The sequence below is a fragment of the Halomonas sp. LBP4 genome (assembly GCF_003202205.1).
Lineage (GTDB): Bacteria > Pseudomonadota > Gammaproteobacteria > Pseudomonadales > Halomonadaceae > Halomonas > Halomonas flagellata.
Window position 1 is genome coordinate 814,461 of sequence record NZ_PDOG01000001.1, and the last position, 19,000, is coordinate 833,460.

Here is a 19,000-nt window from a genome sequence, read left to right on the forward strand (position 1 = left end):
CGCTCGCAGCTCGTGGCTCGCCTAGCGAGGCCGGGCGGTGATGCGCCAGTCGCGGCCCACGGCCCGGATATCGAGGATGTCGAGCGGGCGCTGCTGGGCCATGCGCTCGAGCCCCGGCAGGGCGAACAGCGGACGCGCCTCGCCGCCGAGCAGGGTCGGGGCCACGAACAACTGCATCTCGTCCACCAGGCCGGCGTCGAGCATGGCGCCGGCGAGCGTCGCCCCGGTCTCGAGCAGCACCTCGTTGACCTGCTCCACCTCGGCCAGGTGACGCAGCAGGGCATGGAGGTCGACCCGGCCGTCGGCCGCCGAGGGCATCACCACCACCTCGGCGCCGGCCGTCTCGAGTCGCTCGCGCCGTTCGGGATCCGGGTCGGCACGGGTCGCCACCAGGGTACGGCCGGGCTCCCGCAGGCAGGCCGCCGCCTGGGGCAGGCGCAGGTGGCTGTCGACCACCACCCGCAACGGCTGGCGCCCGGCGATGAGTTCCGCCTCGTCGAGCTCGAGCTGGGCCGGCCGCACGGTGAGCCGCGAGTTGTCGAAGATGATCGACTCCACGCCGGTGAGTACGGCGCTGGAACGGGCCCGCAGTCGCTGCACCTCGCGCCGCGCCTGGGGGCCGGTGATCCACTGGGACTCGCCGGAGCGCATCGCGGTACGCCCGTCGAGGCTCATGGCCATCTTCAGCCGCACGAAGGGACGGCCATGGTCCATGCGCATGATAAAGCCCGGATTCAGCTCCCTCGCTTGATCCTCCAGAATGCCCACGTCGACGTCGACGCCGGCCTCGCGCAGCATGGCGATGCCGCGGCCGGCCACGGCGGGGTTGGGGTCGGCCATGGCCACCACCACCTTCTTCACCCCGGCCTCGATCAGCGCCACGGCACAGGGGCCGGTTCGCCCCTGGTGGGAGCAGGGTTCGAGGGTCACGTAGGCGGTGGCGCCCCGGGCGGCCGCGCCGGCGGCGCGCAGGGCATGCACCTCGGCGTGGGGCTCGCCGGCACACCGGTGGAACCCCTCACCGACCAGGCGGCGATGCTTGACCAGCACGCAGCCGACGCGGGGGTTGGGATCGGTGGTGTAGAGGCCCCGGCGAGCCAGCTCCAGGGCCCGGGCCATCCAGGCTTCGGGGGTCTGCTTGGCCATGGGAATCCTTGCTGGAGTGGGAAGGCGTCAGTCCTGGGGGTCGTCCGGGCGGAAGCTCGGCTCCTGGGCCAGACGGTCGATCTCGGCGCGGAACTCGTCGATGTCCTGGAAGCGGCGATAGACCGAGGCGAAACGGATATAGGCGACCTGGTCGAGGCGCTTGAGGGCGTGCATCACCTCCTCGCCGATGTCGCGGGCATGGATCTCCCGTTCGCCGCGGGCCCGCAGGGTCTGGCGGATGCGCTCCACCGCGGCCTCGATCGATTCGGCGCTGACCGGGCGCTTCTCCAGGGCGCGCAGCATGCCGGCACGCAGCTTGCTCTCGTCGAAGGTTTCCCGGGAACCGTCGCCCTTGACCACCCGCGGCATGACCAGCTCGGCGGTCTCGTAGGTGGTGAAGCGCTCGCCACAGGCCACGCACTGGCGGCGGCGACGCACCTGGTCACCCTCGGCCACCAGCCGGGAGTCGGTCACCTTGGTGTCATGGGTTCCGCAGAAGGGACAGTGCATCGATGGATTCCGGGGTCGACGTGAAGTGAGCGATCTCGCATTGTAACGGCTTGCGGGGTCAGCGCCCAGCATGCACCCGGTTGGCACATGACCTGCAAGGGAAGACACGACGCCTGCGGCGTACGACATCCCGGCCAATCGACGGATTTCCCATGACGCTCTCCCGCTCGCTCTCCCGCCCCCTGGACGAGACCGCCTTCATCGACCGGGCCCGCGCCCGCCTGGCCTTCCTCTATGGCCCCCGCGCCGAGGAGGTGCTGCGGCGCCTGCTGACCCTGCTTTCGCACCGGCGTGGTGCAATGCCGGCTCGCCGGCACAGCAAGCCGATGCCGCTGTGGAGCGAGCGCGACCAGTGGCTGATCACCTACGGTGACAGCCTGCTCGACGGCGACCGACCGCCATTGGAGGCGTTGGAGACCTTCCTCGAGGCGCGCCTGCCGGAGACCTTCAGCGGTATCCACCTGCTGCCGTTCTTCCCCTGGAGCAGCGACGACGGCTTCTCGGTAATCCACTATCGCGAGGTCGACCCGGCGCTGGGCGACTGGTCGCATATCCGACGGCTCGGCGAACGCCGGGACCTGATGGTCGACCTGGTGCTGAATCATGTGTCGCGGGAATCGCTGTGGTTCGTCGACTACCTGAGCGGCAGCCTGCCGGGGCGCGACTTCTTCATCGAGATGGACCCGGCCACCGACCTCTCGGCGGTGGTGCGCCCGCGCAGCAGCCCGCTGCTGGTGCCGGTATCGACCCGCCGCGGCACCCGTCACCTCTGGGCGACCTTCTCCGAGGACCAGATCGACCTGAACTTCGCCAACCCCGACGTGCTGCTGGAGTTCGTCGGCATCCTGCTCTTCTATCTGGAGCAGGGCGCCCGGGTCATCCGCCTGGACGCCATCGCCTACCTCTGGAAGGAGGTCGGCACCCCCTGCATCCACCTGCCCCAGACCCACGAGGTGGTGCGACTGCTGCGCGCCATCATCGACCACATGGCGCCGGGCACCCTGCTGCTCACCGAGACCAACGTGCCCCATCGCGAGAACCTCAGCTACTTTGGTCTCGATCGTCTTTCGGACGGGGGCCTCGATCGTCTTCCCTCTCCCCCCGACGAGGCCCATCTGGTCTACCAGTTCCCCCTGCCGCCGCTGCTGCTTCACACCCTGACCAGCGGCGAGGCCGGCACCCTGGCCAGTTGGCTCGAGAGCCTACCCGCCCTGCCCCCGGGCTGCAGCTACCTCAACTTCACCGCCAGCCACGACGGCATCGGGGTACGGCCGCTCGAGGGCTGGCTGCCACCCCACGAGATCGAGGCACTGCTGGAGCTGATGCACCGCTTCGGCGGCTTCGTCAGCATGCGCGCCGACGCCGACGGGAGCGACAGCCCCTACGAGATCAACATCACCTGGTTCGAGGCGATGCAGGGCACGCACCGCGGCCCGGACCCCTGGCAGGTGGAGCGTTTCCTGTGCAGCCAGCACCTGATGCTGGCGCTGCAGGGCATCCCGGCGCTCTACCTGCACTCGCTGACCGGCACCCTCAACGACCACGAGGGTGTCGAGCGCAGCGGGCGGTTGCGCTCGATCAACCGCCGCCACTGGCAGCGCGACGAATTGGACGAACTGCTCGACAGCCGCAACACCCCGACCCGAGAGGTCTTCCTGGCCCTCAAGCGACGCCTGGCGGTACGTCGCGAGGAGCCCTGCTTCCATCCCGATGCTCCGCAGCGCGTCGTGCCCTCGGCCGCGGAACTGCTGGTACTGGAACGGGGCCCGCTGGCGGATGGCCGCCGCCTGCTGGCGATCCACAATGTCAGCGACCGGCGCCAGCCGCTGGGCCTCGCCGTTCTCGGCCGGCACCGCTGGTTCGACCTGCTGGAGAACGCGCCCTGGCAGCGGGGCGAGAGCCTCGCCCCCTACCGCAGCCTCTGGCTGGTATTGCCCGGCGATGACATCGTCGAGGACGGGTGAACGCCCTGGGGTGACCGAAGAGAGGATGCCGGAAGGAAGGCAAGGGGATGACGGCATGCTAATGTCAGCGGGACAGCATGCCCACGAATGGACAAGAACCACGACATGCGCTCCCTCCCTCTCGCTTTCCGCGCCGGCCTGCTGGTGTTCGCCGCGGCGGCCCCGGTGCTGGCCGACGATCACTGGCCGGCCCCGGTCCAGGCCCTCGCCGACCAGGGCCTGACCATCCATGCCGAGTTCTCGGCCCCCGGGGGCCTGACCGGCTACGCCGCCAGTGCCCAGGGACGCGAGCTCGCCGTTTATGTCACCGCCGACGGTGAGCATGCGGTGGTCGGCACCCTGGTGGACGCCGAGGGCAACGACCTCTCCAGCGCCCCGCTCGACGAGCACGTACGCGCGGCCCAGACTGCCGAACTCTGGAAGAGGTTGGAGAACAGCCACTGGATCCTCGACGGCGACCCCGATGCGCAACGGGTGGTCTACACCTTCACCGACCCCAACTGCCCCTTCTGCCGGCAGCTCTGGAAGGAGGTGCGGCCGTGGGTCGAGGCCGGCGAGGTACAGCTGCGCCATATCATGGTCGGCGTGCTGGGCCAGGACAGCCCGGCCAAGGCGGCCGCGCTGCTGGGGGCCGACGACCCCGCCTCGGCGTTGCACGAGCACGAGAGCGGCGAGTCGATCGCCCCCTCCGCCCAACCCCGGGAGATCGAGGAGCAGGTCTACGACAACAACCAGCTCTTCGAGGAGCTCGGTCTGATCGCCACCCCTACGACCATGGCACGCGACGGAGACCGCCTGATACGCACCCAGGGCATGCCCGACGACGAGCATCTGCTCGAGCTGATGGGTGGCGCGGCACCTTGAGCACCGTGCGCCATCCCCGACAGGCGGAACCTCAGGCCCGGGCGGGAATCGCCCGGGCCAGGAACCAGCCGGCGATCATCGCCACCAGCATGGCGAGCAGTGGCGCCGTGAGCCCCCCAATGGAGGCGAAGGCCGGCCCCGGGCAGTAGCCCGAGAGTCCCCAGCCGATGCCGAACAACGCGGCGCCGCCGATCAGTCGTCCGTCCAGGTCCTGCCGGGTCGGCAGCTGGAAGGCCTCGGCGAAGAGCGGGCCGGGACGACGGAAGACCAGCCGGTAGCCGATGAAGGTGGTCACCACGGCGCCACCCAGCACGAACATCAGCGTCGGGTCCCAGGCACCGAAGATATCCAGGAAGCCCAGCACCCGGGCCGGGTCGGTCATCCCGGAGATGCCCAGGCCGAGGCCGAACAACAGGCCGGCGATATAGCCCATCAAGGTTCTCATGCCCCACCTCCGATCAGGTGCCGCACCACGAAGACGGTGACGATGGCCGTCACCAGGAAGGTCACCGTGGCCACCATCGAGCGCACCGACAGCCGCGACAGGCCGCAGACGCCGTGGCCACTGGTGCAGCCACTGCCGAGCCCGGTGCCCGCCCCCACCAGCACACCGGCGACGAGCATCGCCGCCACGCCGCCGGCCGGCTCGCCAACCACCCCATCCGGGCTACCGGCCACATTGCCCAGCCCGCCACCAAGCAGCATCAGCACGATAGGGCCACTGATCAGGCCAAGCAGGAAGGTCAGGCGCCAGGCGCTGTCGCCCTTCGGCCTGACGGTGATGAGATTGCCGATGATCCCGCTGATGCCGGCGATACGACCCAGGGTCGCCATCAACCAGGTGGCCGAGAGGCCGATCAGCACACCGCCGACCAGCCCCTGCAGGCTCGCTGTCACATCCACGATGCGTCTCCTTCGATTGTGCAATGTCATGGGTGGGCTGCCAGCGGGTCGCCGGCCGGCCCTCAGAACCGGTTGATCGGCACCTTGAGGTAGACCTGGCCATTGTCCTCGGGGGGCGGCATTTCCCCGGCGCGCATGTTGACCTGCACCGAGGGAATGATCAGCTTCGGCATGCCGAGGGTCGCGTCGCGCTCGGTGCGCATCCTGACGAACTCCTCCTCGCCGATGCCCTCGTGGACGTGCACGTTGAGGGCACGCTGCTCCGCCACGCTGGTCTCGTGCTGGTACTCCTCGCGACCCGGCGCCTTGTAGTCGTGGCACAGGAAGAGGCGGGTCTCGCCCGGCAGCGCCAGCACCTTCTGGATGGAGCGGTAGAGCGTGCGCGCATCGCCGCCGGGGAAGTCGCAGCGCGCGGTGCCGTAGTCGGGCATGAACAGGGTGTCGCCGATGAAGGCGACATCGCCGATCACGTAGGTCAGGCAGGCCGGGGTGTGGCCCGGGGTATGCAGCACCCGCCCTTCCAGGTGGCCGATGGTGAAGGTGTCGCCCTCCTCGAACAGGCGGTCGAACTGGCTGCCGTCGCGGGCGAACTCGGTGCCGGCATTGAAGGCCTTGCCGAAGACCTCCTGGACCACGGTGATCTTCGCACCGATGCCGGTCAGCCCGCCCAGCGCCTCGTTCAGGTAGGGGGCGGCCGAGAGGTGATCGGCGTGGACATGGGTCTCGAGGAGCCACTCCACGGCCAGGCCCTCGCGCTCGATGAAGGCGATGATCGCGTTGGCGGAGCGCACGTCGGTACGCCCGGAGGCGTAGTCGAAATCCAGCACCGAGTCGAGGATGGCGCAGGCGTGGCTCGAGGGATCCTGCACCACATAGCTGAAGGTGTTGCTCGGATGGTCGAAGAAGTGGGTGACAATGGGTCGGGCCGCGGTTGGCTTGGACATGGAAGGAACCTCCTGAATGTCGCTGCCTCACGAGATGGCGACAGCATACCCGAAAACAGGTTCTAAGATTAGATTATTTAATTATATAGAAGCGAGCCGACCGTCGCCGTCGTTATCGAACTCGACCACCGTCGGCGCCGGTAGGTCTCCAAGGGTAGGGCACGGTCATATCTCGATGCGGTCGCCGTAGGCAGGAATCTCGGCCTCGATGCCGCTCTCGGCCAGGGTCCGCTTGAGCACCTGCTGGGCCCCCGGCTCGCCGTGCACCAGGTAGAAGCGCGGCGCGTTGCGGAAGGCCCCGGCCCAGCCGATCAACTGGCTCTGGCCGGCGTGGGCCGAGAAGCCACCGAGGGTGTGCACCCTGGCCTTCACCGCCAGGTCCTGGCCGAACACTCGTACCCGCTCGGCCCCGTCGACGAGCTGTCGGCCGAGCGTGTCGGCGGCCTGGAAGCCGACGATCACCAGCCGGGTGTTGGGCTTCTCCAGGTTGTAGCGGAAGTGATGGGTGATGCGCCCGCCGTTGCACATCCCCGCCCCGGCAATGATGATCGCCCCCCCATGGATGCGGTTGATGGCCATGGACTCCTCCACCGTGCGGGTCAGCCGCAGGATCGGCAGGTACCGGCTGGTGTCGCCGCTGGCGGCCACGTTGAGCACCTTGAGATCCTCGGGGTCGAGCGACTTGCGCGCTCGCTGGTAGAGTTCGGTGACGCGGATCGCCAGGGGGCTGTCGAGGAACACCATCTGCTGGCGCAGTCGCCCCTCATGGTAGAGCACGCTGAGGTGGTAGAGGATCTCCTGGGTGCGCCCCACGGCGAAGGCAGGGATCAGCACGTTGCCACCATCGGCATGGGCCTCCTCCAGCACCCGGGCGAACTCCTCGAGGGTCTCGTCCAGGGGGCGGTGGTCACGATCGCCGTAGGTGCTCTCCATCAGCACCAGGTCGGCATCAAAGACCTTCTCGGGATCCTTCATCAGCACCGAACCGGGGTTGCCCAGGTCCCCGGAGAAGACCAGGCGCTTGGCCTGGCCGCCGGAGGGGATGGTCAGCTCGACGATGGCCGAGCCGAGGATATGGCCGGCGTCGCGGAACACCAGGGTCGCGCCGCCGGGCAGCCTGACCGGCTGACCGTAGGGGTGGGACTCGCAGAGCGCCAGGGTGCGCTCAACGTCCTCGAGCTCATAGAGCGGCTCGACCGATGGCTTGCCGTTGCGCTTGCGCCACTTGTTCTCCCACTCGAGATCCTTGGCCATGACGAAGGCGGCATCGCGCAGCATGATGTCGAGCAGGTCCCGCGTTCCGCGGGTGCAATGGATCGGCCCGCGGTAGCCCTCGCGCACCAGCTTGGGCAGCAGCCCGGCGTGATCCAGGTGGCCATGGGAGAGCACCACCGCCTCGAGTTTCCCGGCCAGGGCGCCGAAGGGCCTGGCGTTGGCCTCGTTGGCATCGGCCCCACCCTGGTGCAGCCCGCACTCCAGCAACAGCCGGTGGGAGCCGCCGTCGCCATCCACCTCGATGAGGTATCGCGAGCCGGTGACCTCGCCGACCGCCCCCTGGAAAGTCAGTGTCGACATGGCGTTTCGATCCTTTCCCTGCGAACCCATGCCTTCAGCATACTGGATCAGGCCGGCTCGCGCGCAGCCCGCCGCGGGCTCGGTGGCGCGGACTTGCGCTGGATCACACCTGGCCGGCGCTGTCGCGCTCCACGGCCTCGGCCAGGCGATCCGGCAGATCGGGAATTGCCGCCTTGACCCGGTTCCAGCTGGGGATGAAGGGCCGCTCGCCGGGGTTGTCGAGGAAGGCACTGCCCGCCTCGAGCAGGTTGGCGGCGAACAGTTCCACCGCGCGCTCCTCGCCGTGGCGATCCAGGCTCAGGCCGTTCATCACCGCATCGTGGTCGTAGGCCTCGATCAGGTCCAGCGCCAGGCGGTAGTAGGTGGCCTTGAGGGTGCGGAAGCCCTCGGCGCTGAAGGTCACACCCTGGGTGGCCAGCTTGCGGTAGAGTGCCTTGGCGATGTCCAGACTCATGCGGTTGAGCCCGCTCGAGGCGTCCTCTTCCGAGACCGGCTGGTGCTTGTGATCGTAGGCGTCGGCCAGGTCGACCTGGCAGAGCCGCTTGGTCGAATAGTTGCGGTGCACCTCGGAGAGCACGCCGATCTCCAGGCCCCAGTCGGCGGGGATGCGGATGCCGTCGAGCACCTCGGCACGCATCGAGAACTCGCCGGAGAGCGCATAGCGGTAGCTGTCGAGGTACTCCAGGTAGGGCAGCGGCCCGTGCATCTTCTTGAGCGCCCGCAGCAGCGGCGTGACCATCAGCCGCGACACCCGGCCGTTGAGCCGCCCCTCGGCGATGCGCGGGTAGTAGCCCTTGCAGAACTCGTAGTTGAAGTGGGGGTGGGCCACCGGATAGAACAGCCGCGCCAGCATCCCCCGATCGTAGGTGAGGATGTCGCAGTCGTGCAGGGCAACCACGGCGCCACGCTGCGAGGCCTGGACATAGCCGGCACAGTACCAGACGTTGCGGCCCTTGCCGGGCTGCTGGGGGGCCAGCCCCTGCGCCTCCAGCTCGGCATCCAGCGCCCGCAGCCGGGGGCCGTCGTTCCACAGGATGCGGTGGTGCTGGGGCAACGTCGAGAAGAACTCCCGGGCGTGGAGAAACTGCGCGCGGTCGGCGCGATCGAGGCCGATCACCACCTCGGCGAGGTAGGGCACCCGGGCGATCTCGTCGACGATGTGCGCCAGCGCCGGCCCCTCCAGCTCCGAGAACAGCGACGGCAGGATCAGGCTCATGGGCCGGCGTGCCGAGAAGCGCACCAGGTCGTCCTCGAGCTCGGCCAGCGGACGGCGGGTCAGGTTGTGGAAGTCGGTGACGATGCCGTTCTGGTGGAAGTCGCTCATGTCGCCTCCCCCGAGGCTTCACGCCTGGACACCTCACGCGCTTCCCGGACCTCCGCCGGAATCACCCGGCGGTCGGCTCGCCCCCACCAGTAGGCCACCCCCTCGGCCCAGCCGGCGGGTCCGGTCGCCTCGCTGCGATAGAGCGCCGGCTGCTGCGGCGACACCTCGAGCCCGTGACAACCGCGGATCACCACCGCCTGGTCGACGCGCTCGAGCATGGCGATATCGTTGGGGCCGTCGCCGAGCCCCAGGGTCAGGGGGCGGCTGCCGCGCAGCGCCTGGAAGCGCTCGATCAACCAGCTCACGGCGCTGCCCTTGTGGGACTCGCCGGTGACATGCCAGAAGCGCCCGCCACGGACCAGGCGCAGGCCATCGCCCTCGAGTCCTTCCCGAAAGGCCACGAGCCCGTCGTCGTCATCGGCCCAGACCAGCGGTTCGCTGCCCTCGCGCATCCGCGCCAGCCGCGCCTCAGGTTCCGCCAGGCCGGTGAAGCCGGCCAGCTCCTCCAGCGACATCTCGCTCATGGTGGTGAAGCGCACACCCAGCCGATCACGCCACACCGCGAGCCGCTTGCGGATGAAGCCGATGTCCACTCCCAGGGTCTTGATCACCAGGCCGTCGGGGCCGGGGCCGCGGTCCAGCCGGGCGTGGCACCAGGCCGGCGGCAGCCCGGCCACGGCGCCGTTCTCGGCGATGAAGGGCGTATCCATGAGGCCCATGGCCTGGCGCAGCGGCACGATCTCGCTGCGGGTCTTGCTGGTCACCGGGATCACCGGCACCCCGAGCGTTGTCAGCCGGGCGAGCCAGGGCCGCGCAGTCGACCAGTCGTAGCTGTGGTGATCGAGCAGCGAACCGTCCAGGTCGGTGAAGAGCAGGCGCGGACGAAGCGCGGGGTCCTGGGTGACCGAGTCACGGGAAGCGTGCTGGGGCATGGCGTGTCCGGCTCCATGGTGGTGAAGTCGTCATGCCTGATGCAGGGAGCGTGCCAGCCTAGCGATAACCGGCACGGAACGGCGTCTCACCACCGACCGACCGGCAGCGGCGCCGCTGCCGGATGACGGCGCACACCGGAGAAGCACATGAAAACGCCCCCTCATGGTGCACCATGAGGGGGCGTCGAGTGCGGGGCGCTCTCGCGCCCGGCCCATCAGCGATAGACGGGGAAGCGGGTGCAGACGGCCTCGACCTTGCCCTTCACCTCGGACTCGATGGCGGCGGTGTCGGCGCCTTCGGCCATGACGTCGAGGATGTCGCAGATCCAGCCGGCCAGCTCACGGCACTCGGCCTCGCCGAAGCCGCGGGTGGTCACCGCCGGGGTGCCGATGCGCAGGCCCGAGGTGACGAAGGGGCTCTGCGGGTCGCCCGGCACGGCGTTCTTGTTGACGGTGATGTGGGCACGGCCCAGGGCGGCGTCGGCGTCCTTGCCGGTCAGGCCCTGCTTGATCAGCGAGAGCAGGAAGAGGTGGTCCTCGGTGCCGCCGGAGACGATGTCGAAGCCGCGCTCGATGAACACGCCGGCCATGACCTGGGCGTTGGTCACCACCTGCTGCTGGTAGGCCTTGAAGCCGGGCTCCATGGCCTCCTTGAAGCAGACCGCCTTGGCGGCGATGACGTGCTCCAGCGGGCCACCCTGGCCACCCGGGAAGACCGCGGACTGCAGCTTCTTCTCGATGTCGGCATCATTCTCGGCGGAGAGGATCAGGCCGCCGCGCGGGCCGCGCAGGGTCTTGTGGGTGGTGGTGGTGACCACATGGGCGTGAGGCAGCGGGCTCGGGTAGACCCCGGCGGCCACCAGGCCGGCGATGTGGGCCATGTCGACCAGCAGGAACGCCCCCACCTCGTCGGCGATCTCGCGGAACCTGGCCCAGTCGATGACCTGGGAGTAGGCGGAGAAGCCGGCGATGATCATCTTCGGCCGGTGCTCGCGGGCCAGGCGGGCCACTTCCTCGTAGTCGATGCGGCCGGTGGCATCGATGCCGTACTGCACGGCGTTGTAGTGCTTGCCGGAGAAGTTGGGCCTGGCCCCGTGGGTCAGGTGGCCGCCGGCGTCGAGGCTCATGCCCAGCACGGTGTCGCCCGGCTTGACCAGCGCCTGGAAGACGGCGCTGTTGGCCTGGGAGCCCGAGTGCGGCTGGACGTTGGCATAGCTGGCGTCGAACAGCTGCTTGGCATAGTCGATGGCCAGTTGCTCGACGATATCGACGTACTCGCAGCCGCCGTAGTAGCGCTTGCCGGGATAGCCTTCCGCATACTTGTTGGTGAGCTGGCTGCCCTGGGCCTCCAGCACCCGGGGGCTGGCGTAATTCTCGGAAGCAATCAGTTCGACGTGTGCTTCCTGACGAGCGACTTCCTTCTGCATCGCATCGAACAGGACGTCATCGAAACCGGCAATCTGCATGTCACGGCTGAACATCGGCGGGAAACCTCGCATCACGGGGAAAGCTGAGCTGCGCATGATACCCCAGCCCATGACGGCTTTCACTTGAAAGGCCGTCATGGGCATCACCATCTTTTCTCATGCAGGCTTTAGCCAGACTGCAGCGTCAGCGGGTCTCGACGCTCAGCGAGAGCTTGTCGGGCAGCGCCATGGGATCGCCGGCCCAGGTCTCCAGATTGCTCTCCGCCGGCAGGGTGATGCCGACGTCCAGTTCCTCGGCGGCACCGGCCATCAGATCGACCAGCCCCGTCAGGATCGCCTGCACCTGGGGGCCGAACAGCATGCCGAAGCCCTGGGCCTGGGTACGGACCTGCTCGAGGTACTGGGCCTCGGTGACGCCCTCCATGGCCGCGCCCAGGGTGGCCAGGCGGCCGAACAGCCCCTGGTCGGCCAGCGTCAGGTGGATCTCGCCGCCCAGCAGCGTGGCCGCCTCCAGCCGGTCGGCATCGGAGAAAACCGCTTCCGGCGACACGCCGTCGGGCAGCACCACGGGCAGCTCGATATCGATGAGCAGGCGCAGGGCCTCATGGACGGTCACACGGCTGTTGCTTCTCAGGATGCTGCGACCGCCCTCCTCCTCCCAGTCGCCGAGGAAGGCCGCATCCAGGCGCAGCTCGCCGCTGCCGTCGGTGAGCACCTTGCTGGCCATACGCAGCTGGGCCCGCTCCTGTTCCGGGGCGAGCTCGATCATGCGGGCCAGATCGAGCCGGATGCCGTCGAGGCTCAGGCCCCCGACGCCGTCGCTGAAGTCACCATCGAGGTCGAGTTCCGCCAGCGTCGCCACCAGGCGGTCGGACGCGATGTCGATGTCACGGATGGCCAGTAGCTCCAGGGTCTCCTCCCCCGCCCCCTCCAGCCCGGCCAGGCCCTCGAGGCGCAGGGAACCGAGGGTGAAGGAGCCGGCCCCCAGGTCGCCGAGGTCCTGCCCGGTGCCGGCCACCTCGGTGATCTCCAGCATGCCGATGGCATCATGGGACAGCGACTCGCCGCGCACCCTGGCGATGGTCAGGCGACCCCCGCCCTCGCGGAAGGCCGCCCCCTGGAAGAGCTCCTCGGCGAGCTCCGAGGCCAGGTCGATGACGATGTCGTCGATGGCCAGGCTGCCGATGCGCACCTCCTCCGGTGCCAGGTCGCCATCGAGCGGGAAGACTGCCCGGGACGGCTCGCCCAGCACGATGCGTTCGGCGGTCATCAGCGGCAACTCGGTCAGGCCGTCCTCGAGCCGCAGCCCCTCGAGGATCACCTCGTCCGGGCTGTCGTAATCGCCCTTGACGATATAGCGCGCGAGGCGCAGGCGCTCCCCCTCGTCGGTCTCGAAGACCAGGTCCTCGGCGGTGGCACGGCGGCGCAACAGCGCCCCGGATACCTCGCCGAGCTCGACACTGCCGTGGTCGCCGAACATGGCACGCAGGTCGGCCTCCAGGCGCTCTGGGTCGTCGGCCAGCGCCGGGGCAGCGGCCAGCAGCAGGGATGCCCCGGCGATCAGGGGCCAGCGGGAGTCAAGCACGGAACACCTCCGATGTGAGCGGTCGATCTGGTTGAGTCTACCCCGAGAGCCCGAGCCCCGCCCCGTGCAGGGGCCGGTGGCTCAGGTTTCGCCGAGCAACCCGAGGCTCGCGGCCGGCGCCTGACGGCGCAGGCCGCGGGAGAGCAGGTGACCGATGGTGCCGATCGCGAGCGCCCCACCCAGCGGCAGCACCAGCCACAACCAGCCGTGCAGCCGCGGCGTCAGGTCGAACCAGGCCAGGTAGATGGCAGCGGTGGCGAGCTCGGCCAGCAGCGCCCCCATCAGCCCGCTGGCCAGCCCCAGGATGGCGAATTCGGCCCCCTGGGCCCGGGAGAGCAGCCGGTTGCCGGCGCCGAACACCCGCAGCAGGCCACTCTCGTGGGCACGCACCGGCCGGCTGGCGGTCAGGGCCGCATAGAGCACGCTGACGCCGGCCAGCAGCACGAAGCCGAGCACCAGCTCCACCGCCCGGGTCACCTGGGTCAGCACCTCGCGTACCTGGCCGAGGATAGCATCGATGTTGAGCAGCGAGACCCCCGGGAACTCCCGCACCAGGCGGCGCTGGGTGTCGCCATCGTCGCCGTCCAGGTGGAAGGCGGTGATATAGCTGTGACCGAAGCGCTCCAGTACCCCCGGGGGAAAGATCACGTAGAAGTTGGGCCGGAAGCTGTCCCAGTCCAGGTCGCGCAGGCTGGTCAGTTCGCCGACGATCTCGGCCCCGCCGATGGTGAAGGTGAGGGTGTCGCCGAGGGCGAGTCCGAAGCGCTCGGCCAGGCCGTCCTCCATGGAGATCGGCACCCGTTCGGCCCGGGTACCGGCCCGGGACTCGGCCTCCACTGCAGCGAACCAGCCGGCCGGCTCCTCCAGGGTATCGAACCACTGTCCCGCGACCAGCCGGTTGCCCTCGGGAAGGGTCTCGCGCCAGGTCAGGTTGAGCTCGCGGCGCAGGGCGTTGTCGCCGCGAGCCTCCGCCGGCACCGCCTCCCGCGGCGGCCGGTCGTTGATCGCGGTGATGCGCCCGCGCACCATCGGATAGAGGGCACTGCGCGCGTCGGCGGCGTCACCCAGGGCATCCTCGAAGGCCTCACGCTCGGCGGGCTGGATGTTGATGGCGAAGTAGTTGGGGGTGTCCTCGGGCAGCTGGTCCTGCCAGGTGGTCAACAGGTCGCCGCGCACCAGGGCGATCATCGCCATGGCGAAGAAGGTCACCGAGAAGGCGAGCAGCTGGCCGAGGCTGGCACGGCGCCGGCGGGCGAGCTGCTGGCCGCCCAGGCGCAGGGCCTGGGCCAGCCCGCCCTCCTGGCCGCCCCGCCGCGGCAGCCGTGCCGCGAGTCGCAGCACCGCCGACAGTAGCAGCGCACCGAGGCCCCAGAGCACGACCAGCATCACCAGGCCACCGAGCAGCAGCCCGGCGGAGAGGCCGAGGTCGCCGGAGTAGAGCCACAGCAGGCCACCGAACACCAGGGCCGCCACGGCCACCACCAGCCAGGCCGAGACCGGCAGCGGGTCAAGCTCGCGACGCAGCACCTTCAGGGCGCTGACCCGCTTGAGCCGCAGCAGGGTCGGGCCGGCGAAGCCCACCAGCACCGCCAGGGCGGTGAGGATCCCCAGCCACAGCGGCAGGCCCCCCGGCGGCGGCAGCGTGAGCGGTAGGAAGGTGGTCAACAGCTGCAGCAGCGCCGCCTGGCCGGCCAGCCCCAGGGCCGCGCCGAGCAGCGAGGCCACCAGCGCCAACCACAGCAGCTGCAGCGCGAACAGACGGGTCAGCTCGGCCTGGGTGGCACCGAAGCAGCGCAGCAGGGCCGCGGTATCCAGGTGGCGGTCGACATAGCGCCGCGTGGCCATGGCCACCGCCACGCCGGCGAGCAGCACGGCGGCGAGCCCCGCCAGGCTCAGGTATCGCTCGGCCCGTTCCAGGGCATTGCCGAGCTGGGGCCGGTCACGGCGCACGTCGCGCACCTCCACCCCGTCGCGGCGCAGCCGTTCGAGCAGCGGGGCGAGGCTATCCACCGCCTCCGCCGAGCCGGCAGCCAGCAGCTCGAACTCGACCCGCGAGCCATCCTGCACCAGGTGGGTCTCCGCCAGGTCGGCGGCATGCATCATCAGGCGCGGGTTGAAGTTGCCGAAGCCGGCGGACTGGTCCGCCTCGCGCTCGATCAGCCCCCCCACCCGGAGTTCGCTTTCCCCCAGCCGCACGCGGTCGCCGATCTCGACCTCCAGCAACAGCGCCAGACGCGGCGCCAGCCAGGCCTCGCCCGGGGCCGGGCCCTGGGCGAGCCGTTCGACGCCCTGGCCGAGGTCCACGTGGTTATGGCCGTAATGCGGGTAGACCGAGTCGACGACCTTGAGGCTGGCGGGCTGGAAGGCATCGTCGTGGCTGACCATGGAGACCATGTCCACCTGGTCGCTCAGGATCAGGCCGGCCTCTTCCAGGGACTGGCGGATCTCGCTCGCGAAGGGACGGCCCTGCTCCAGTACCAGGTCGCCGCCGAGCAGCTGTCCCGCCTGGCGGGTCAACCCCTTGTCGAGGCGGTCGAGGAAGAAGCCGATCATGGTGGAGGCGGCCACCGCCAGGGCCAGGGCCACGAACAGGGCGCGCACGTCGGCCGCCCGCAGGTCGCGGATCAGGCCGCGGGCCGAGAGCCGCAGCATCCGCAGCGCGCCGGCCAGGAGGGAGCTGCCGCTCATGCGCTCACCTCGTCGCGGGCCAGCTCCACCAGCCGGCCCTCCTCCAGGCGCAGGCAGCGATCGCAACGCCGGGCGAGCGCATGATCATGGGTCACCAGCACCAGGGTGGTGCCGGCCTCGTGGTTGAGGGCGAACAGCTGCTCGATGATGCGTTCGCCGGTGGCCGGGTCCAGGTTGCCGGTGGGCTCGTCGGCGAACACCAGCTCGGCGCCGGTGACGAAGGCCCGCGCCAGGGCGACCCGCTGCTGCTCGCCGCCGGAGAGCTGCTTGGGCAGATGGTCGAGCCGTTCCCCCAGGCCCACCCGGGTCAGCCAGTCGCAGGCACGGGCCTCGGCGTCGGGCTGGGGGGTGAGCTCCAGCGGCAACAGCACGTTCTCGAGTGCGGTGAGGGTGGGCAGCAGCTGGAAATTCTGGAACACGAACCCCACCCGGCCGGCACGCAGCCGTGCCCGACCATCCTCGTCCAGCGCCGAGAGCGGCTGGCCGAACAGCTCGAGCTCGCCACCGGTGGGGGCATCGAGCCCGGCCAGCAGCCCCAGCAGGGTCGACTTGCCGGCACCGCTCTGGCCGAGGATTGCCACGCTCTCTCCGGGGAACACCGTGAGCCGCAGCTCACTCAGAATGGTGAGCCGCCTCTCGCCGCTCTGGACCTGCTTGGACAGGTGGTCGGCGTGTAGAATCGGGGAGGCATCCGCTCGCGAGGTGATGGACATGGTAAAGGGGTTCCCTGAGCGTTGGGTCGGCGCTGGCCAGATTCACGCTGTTCCGGTACAGGCGGGTCGGGTCTGCGCCGATCTGTTGCGTGGTCATGCGTGGCGCCTCGGTTGGCCGGCCCGGCGGCAGGCACTCGCCTGGCTGGCACTGCTGCTCACCCTGGCGGGCGGCCCGACGCTGGCCGAGGGGCGCCCGGTACTGCTGGTCATGGGCGACAGCCTGAGTGCGGCCTACGGCATCGAGCGGCACGAGGGTTGGGTCAGTCTGCTGGAAGAGCGCCTGGACGGGAAGGCACATGTGGTCAACGCCAGCATCAGCGGGGAGACCAGCAGCGGCGGCGCCAACCGGCTTCCCGAGCTCCTCGGACAGCACGAGCCGGACATCGTTCTGCTCGAGCTGGGCGGCAACGACGGCCTGCGCGGCCTGCCACCGGGCCAGTTCGAGGCCAACCTGGCGGGCATGATCGAGCAGAGCCAGGCGGCCGGCGCCGAGGTGCTGCTGCTCGGCATCGACATCCCGCCCAACTACGGCCAGGCCTACCGCGACGCCTTCACCGGGGTCTTCTTCCGGCTCGCCGAGGAGTACGAGCTACCGCTGGTGCCCTTCCTGCTCGAGGGCGTGGCGCTGGAGGACGACCTGATGCAGCCCGACGGCATCCATCCCACCGCCTCGGCCCAGTCGATCCTCCTCGACACCGTCTGGCCCGAGCTCGAGCCGCTGCTGGAAAACCACAACACAGGCCTCGCCGAGCAGAGAGTCGAATAGCGCACGGTCCATTCATGGACTAAAATCGGACCAATCGCCACCCATCAGGAGGCGCGAGCCATGCGTACCGAAACCATCAGCTACTTGAAACAGAATGCCGCGACGCTGGATGTCGAAGAGCCCCTGGTCATCACCCAGAAGGGCAAGCCCACCTACGTCGTCGAGTCCTATGCCGCCCACGAGCGTCGCGAACAGGCCATCGCCCTGCTCAAGCTGCTGAGCCTGGGCGAAAAGAGCCGTGAAGAGGGCCGGTCCATGTCGGCAGATGAGTTCCTGGAGAAAGTCAGGGCCCGTCACGCCGTCAGACGAGGTGAGGCGATGTGACGGTCCCTGACATGGATGTCATCATTGAAGAGACAGCGGACGCCTCACTCGAAACCTGTGAAAACTTCTTGCTTGACAGGGTGGAGTTCCCGTTGGACAGGGTAGAAGCCATCTCCCTGCACCTCATCACCACAACGGTTGAACGGCTCTCCACTCAGCCCCACACCTATCCAGTCTGTCGGCTCGCCCTTGAACTCGGTATCAGCCACTACCGCGAACTGCTGATCGATAGCTACCGTGTCATCTATCGTCTCTGGCCCGAGCAGGAGCAGGTCTCCGTCTACCTGTTTGCTCACCAGCGCCAGGACTTCAAGCAGCTGCTGTTCGAGTATCAGTTGCTCTACTGAGCCGATGCCGGTGCCGGGCTCTTCTGCCACTGCTGCAGCCCCAGGCCGCCCAGGATCAGCACCAGGCCGACGAGAGTCGACGGCAGGATCGGCTCGCCGACGATGAAGAAGAGCAGCACCAGCGAGACCGGCGGCGAGAGGAAGATCAGGTTGGCGACCCTCGCCGTGCGCGACACCCGATGCACCGCCAGCTGCCACAGCACGAAGGCGATGCCCATCTCGAACAGCCCCACGTAGACCCCGGCCCCCAGGCCCGCCCAGCCGTGCCACTGCAGGCCAGGCCCGGCCAGCAGCAGCACCGTGAGTACCGGCACCCCGACGCTGAAGTTCTGCCACTGGGCCACCAGCGGCGAACGATGATCGCGGGCGTTGAGCAGCCAGTAGAGCGCCCAGAGCAGCGTCGAGGCCAGCGCCAGGCCGACGCCCAGCGGATCGGCGAAGGCGACATCGAACACCGCCCCGCGGGTGGCGATCACCCACACGCCCGAGTAGGCCACCAGCCCGGCGAGCACGTCGATGCGGGTCAGCCGCTGGCCGAGGATCGGCACGGCGAGGAAGGCCATGGCCAGCGCCCAGGTGTAGTTGAGCGCCATGGCCTCCTGGCCGGGCAGGCGATCATAGGCGGCGAACAGCACCAGGTAGTAGGCCACCGGGTTCATCAGCCCGGCCCAGGCCGCGGTGCGCCAGCCCCGGCCGAGCGCCTCGCCCAGCAACCCCTGGCGGGCCACCAGCACGCCGATCAGCGCCCAGGAGACCAGCGAGGCGATCCACATCAGCTCCAGCGGCGACATGTAGGAGAGCGCCACCTTGAAGGCGGTGGCGACGGTCGACCAGAGCGCCACCGCGCCCAGCCCGAACAGCATGGCCTGACGTTCCTGTGTCATGGTGCTTCCCCATTATCTGGCAGCCCGCAGCCCGCAGCCCGCAGCCCGCAGCCCGCAGCCCGCAGCCCGCAGCCCGCAGCCCGCAGCCCGCAGCCCGCAGCCCG

The 19,000-nt window shown here is 69.3% G+C and carries 18 protein-coding genes; 5 read left to right on the plus strand and 13 right to left on the minus strand.

What is annotated here, in order from left to right; all coding sequences use genetic code 11:
• Positions 1-21: 21 nt before the first annotated feature.
• The gene (gene ribD, locus CR157_RS03780; protein WP_110282185.1) at positions 22-1,146 is read right to left on the minus strand and encodes a bifunctional diaminohydroxyphosphoribosylaminopyrimidine deaminase/5-amino-6-(5-phosphoribosylamino)uracil reductase RibD; all 1,125 of its coding nucleotides are present in this window, start codon (positions 1,144-1,146) and stop codon (positions 22-24) included.
• Positions 1,147-1,173: 27 nt separating this feature from the next.
• The gene (nrdR, locus tag CR157_RS03785; RefSeq protein ID WP_110282186.1) at positions 1,174-1,656 is read right to left on the minus strand and encodes a transcriptional regulator NrdR; all 483 of its coding nucleotides are present in this window, start codon (positions 1,654-1,656) and stop codon (positions 1,174-1,176) included.
• A 152-nt stretch (positions 1,657-1,808) separates the two neighbouring features.
• On the opposite strand from nrdR, the gene CR157_RS03790 reads away from it, so the two are divergent.
• Both CR157_RS03790 and dsbG read left to right on the plus strand, forming a co-directional pair.
• Positions 1,809-3,620, plus strand: coding sequence for a sugar phosphorylase (locus CR157_RS03790; RefSeq protein ID WP_110282187.1), 1,812 nt, complete (start codon positions 1,809-1,811; stop codon positions 3,618-3,620).
• A 105-nt stretch (positions 3,621-3,725) separates the two neighbouring features.
• Positions 3,726-4,484 (plus strand): thiol:disulfide interchange protein DsbG, encoded by a 759-nt coding sequence (dsbG, locus tag CR157_RS03795; RefSeq protein ID WP_110282813.1) that lies wholly within the window; start codon positions 3,726-3,728, stop codon positions 4,482-4,484.
• Positions 4,485-4,515: 31 nt separating this feature from the next.
• Here the strand turns inward: dsbG and CR157_RS03800 are convergent, their stop codons facing one another.
• The 10 genes from CR157_RS03800 to CR157_RS03845 form a co-directional block, all read right to left on the minus strand.
• Positions 4,516-4,929: a DUF6691 family protein gene (locus CR157_RS03800; protein WP_110282188.1), complete on the minus strand. Its 414-nt coding sequence runs from the start codon at positions 4,927-4,929 to the stop codon at positions 4,516-4,518.
• Positions 4,926-5,387 (minus strand): YeeE/YedE family protein, encoded by a 462-nt coding sequence (locus CR157_RS03805; protein ID WP_110282189.1) that lies wholly within the window; start codon positions 5,385-5,387, stop codon positions 4,926-4,928. The genes CR157_RS03800 and CR157_RS03805 overlap by 4 nt, the downstream gene beginning before the upstream one ends.
• A 62-nt stretch (positions 5,388-5,449) precedes the next feature.
• Positions 5,450-6,331: an MBL fold metallo-hydrolase gene (locus CR157_RS03810; protein WP_110282190.1), complete on the minus strand. Its 882-nt coding sequence runs from the start codon at positions 6,329-6,331 to the stop codon at positions 5,450-5,452.
• A gap of 165 nt (positions 6,332-6,496) precedes the next feature.
• The gene (locus tag CR157_RS03815; RefSeq protein WP_110282191.1) at positions 6,497-7,906 is read right to left on the minus strand and encodes an MBL fold metallo-hydrolase RNA specificity domain-containing protein; all 1,410 of its coding nucleotides are present in this window, start codon (positions 7,904-7,906) and stop codon (positions 6,497-6,499) included.
• A gap of 103 nt (positions 7,907-8,009) precedes the next feature.
• Positions 8,010-9,230 carry a glycosyl transferase gene (locus CR157_RS03820; protein WP_110282192.1) on the minus strand — a complete coding sequence of 407 codons (1,221 nt, stop codon included), beginning with the start codon at positions 9,228-9,230 and terminating at the stop codon, positions 8,010-8,012.
• Entirely contained in the window at positions 9,227-10,162 is a 936-nt protein-coding gene (locus CR157_RS03825) for an HAD-IIB family hydrolase (protein WP_110282193.1), read from the minus strand. The genes CR157_RS03820 and CR157_RS03825 overlap by 4 nt, the downstream gene beginning before the upstream one ends.
• A 215-nt stretch (positions 10,163-10,377) precedes the next feature.
• A complete protein-coding gene (glyA, locus tag CR157_RS03830; protein WP_110282814.1) occupies positions 10,378-11,643 on the minus strand; it encodes a serine hydroxymethyltransferase in 1,266 nt (421 codons plus the stop codon).
• Between the two features lie 130 nt (positions 11,644-11,773).
• Entirely contained in the window at positions 11,774-13,174 is a 1,401-nt protein-coding gene (locus CR157_RS03835; RefSeq protein ID WP_110282194.1) for a hypothetical protein, read from the minus strand.
• A gap of 81 nt (positions 13,175-13,255) precedes the next feature.
• A complete protein-coding gene (locus CR157_RS03840) occupies positions 13,256-15,862 on the minus strand; it encodes an ABC transporter permease (protein WP_258364055.1) in 2,607 nt (868 codons plus the stop codon).
• Positions 15,859-16,575, minus strand: coding sequence for an ABC transporter ATP-binding protein (locus CR157_RS03845; RefSeq protein WP_110282195.1), 717 nt, complete (start codon positions 16,573-16,575; stop codon positions 15,859-15,861). Before CR157_RS03845 ends, CR157_RS03840 begins: the two co-directional genes overlap by 4 nt.
• Here CR157_RS03845 and CR157_RS03850 point away from each other — a divergent pair.
• From CR157_RS03850 to CR157_RS03860, 3 genes are all read left to right on the plus strand, one after another.
• Complete coding sequence (locus CR157_RS03850; protein WP_110282816.1) at positions 16,574-17,341, plus strand: arylesterase; 768 nt, start codon at positions 16,574-16,576, stop codon at positions 17,339-17,341. The two genes, CR157_RS03845 and CR157_RS03850, sit on opposite strands and share 2 nt — an antisense overlap.
• Before the next feature lie 60 nt (positions 17,342-17,401).
• The gene (locus tag CR157_RS03855; protein WP_110282196.1) at positions 17,402-17,665 is read left to right on the plus strand and encodes a type II toxin-antitoxin system Phd/YefM family antitoxin; all 264 of its coding nucleotides are present in this window, start codon (positions 17,402-17,404) and stop codon (positions 17,663-17,665) included.
• A gap of 92 nt (positions 17,666-17,757) precedes the next feature.
• On the plus strand, positions 17,758-18,012 hold the full coding sequence (locus CR157_RS03860; protein WP_373681001.1) for a type II toxin-antitoxin system RelE/ParE family toxin: 255 nt from the start codon (positions 17,758-17,760) through the stop codon (positions 18,010-18,012).
• Here the strand turns inward: CR157_RS03860 and CR157_RS03865 are convergent.
• Positions 18,006-18,896, minus strand: a complete 891-nt coding sequence (locus tag CR157_RS03865; protein ID WP_110282198.1) for a DMT family transporter — start codon at positions 18,894-18,896, stop codon at positions 18,006-18,008. The two genes, CR157_RS03860 and CR157_RS03865, sit on opposite strands and share 7 nt — an antisense overlap.
• Between the last annotated feature and the right edge of the window lie 104 nt (positions 18,897-19,000).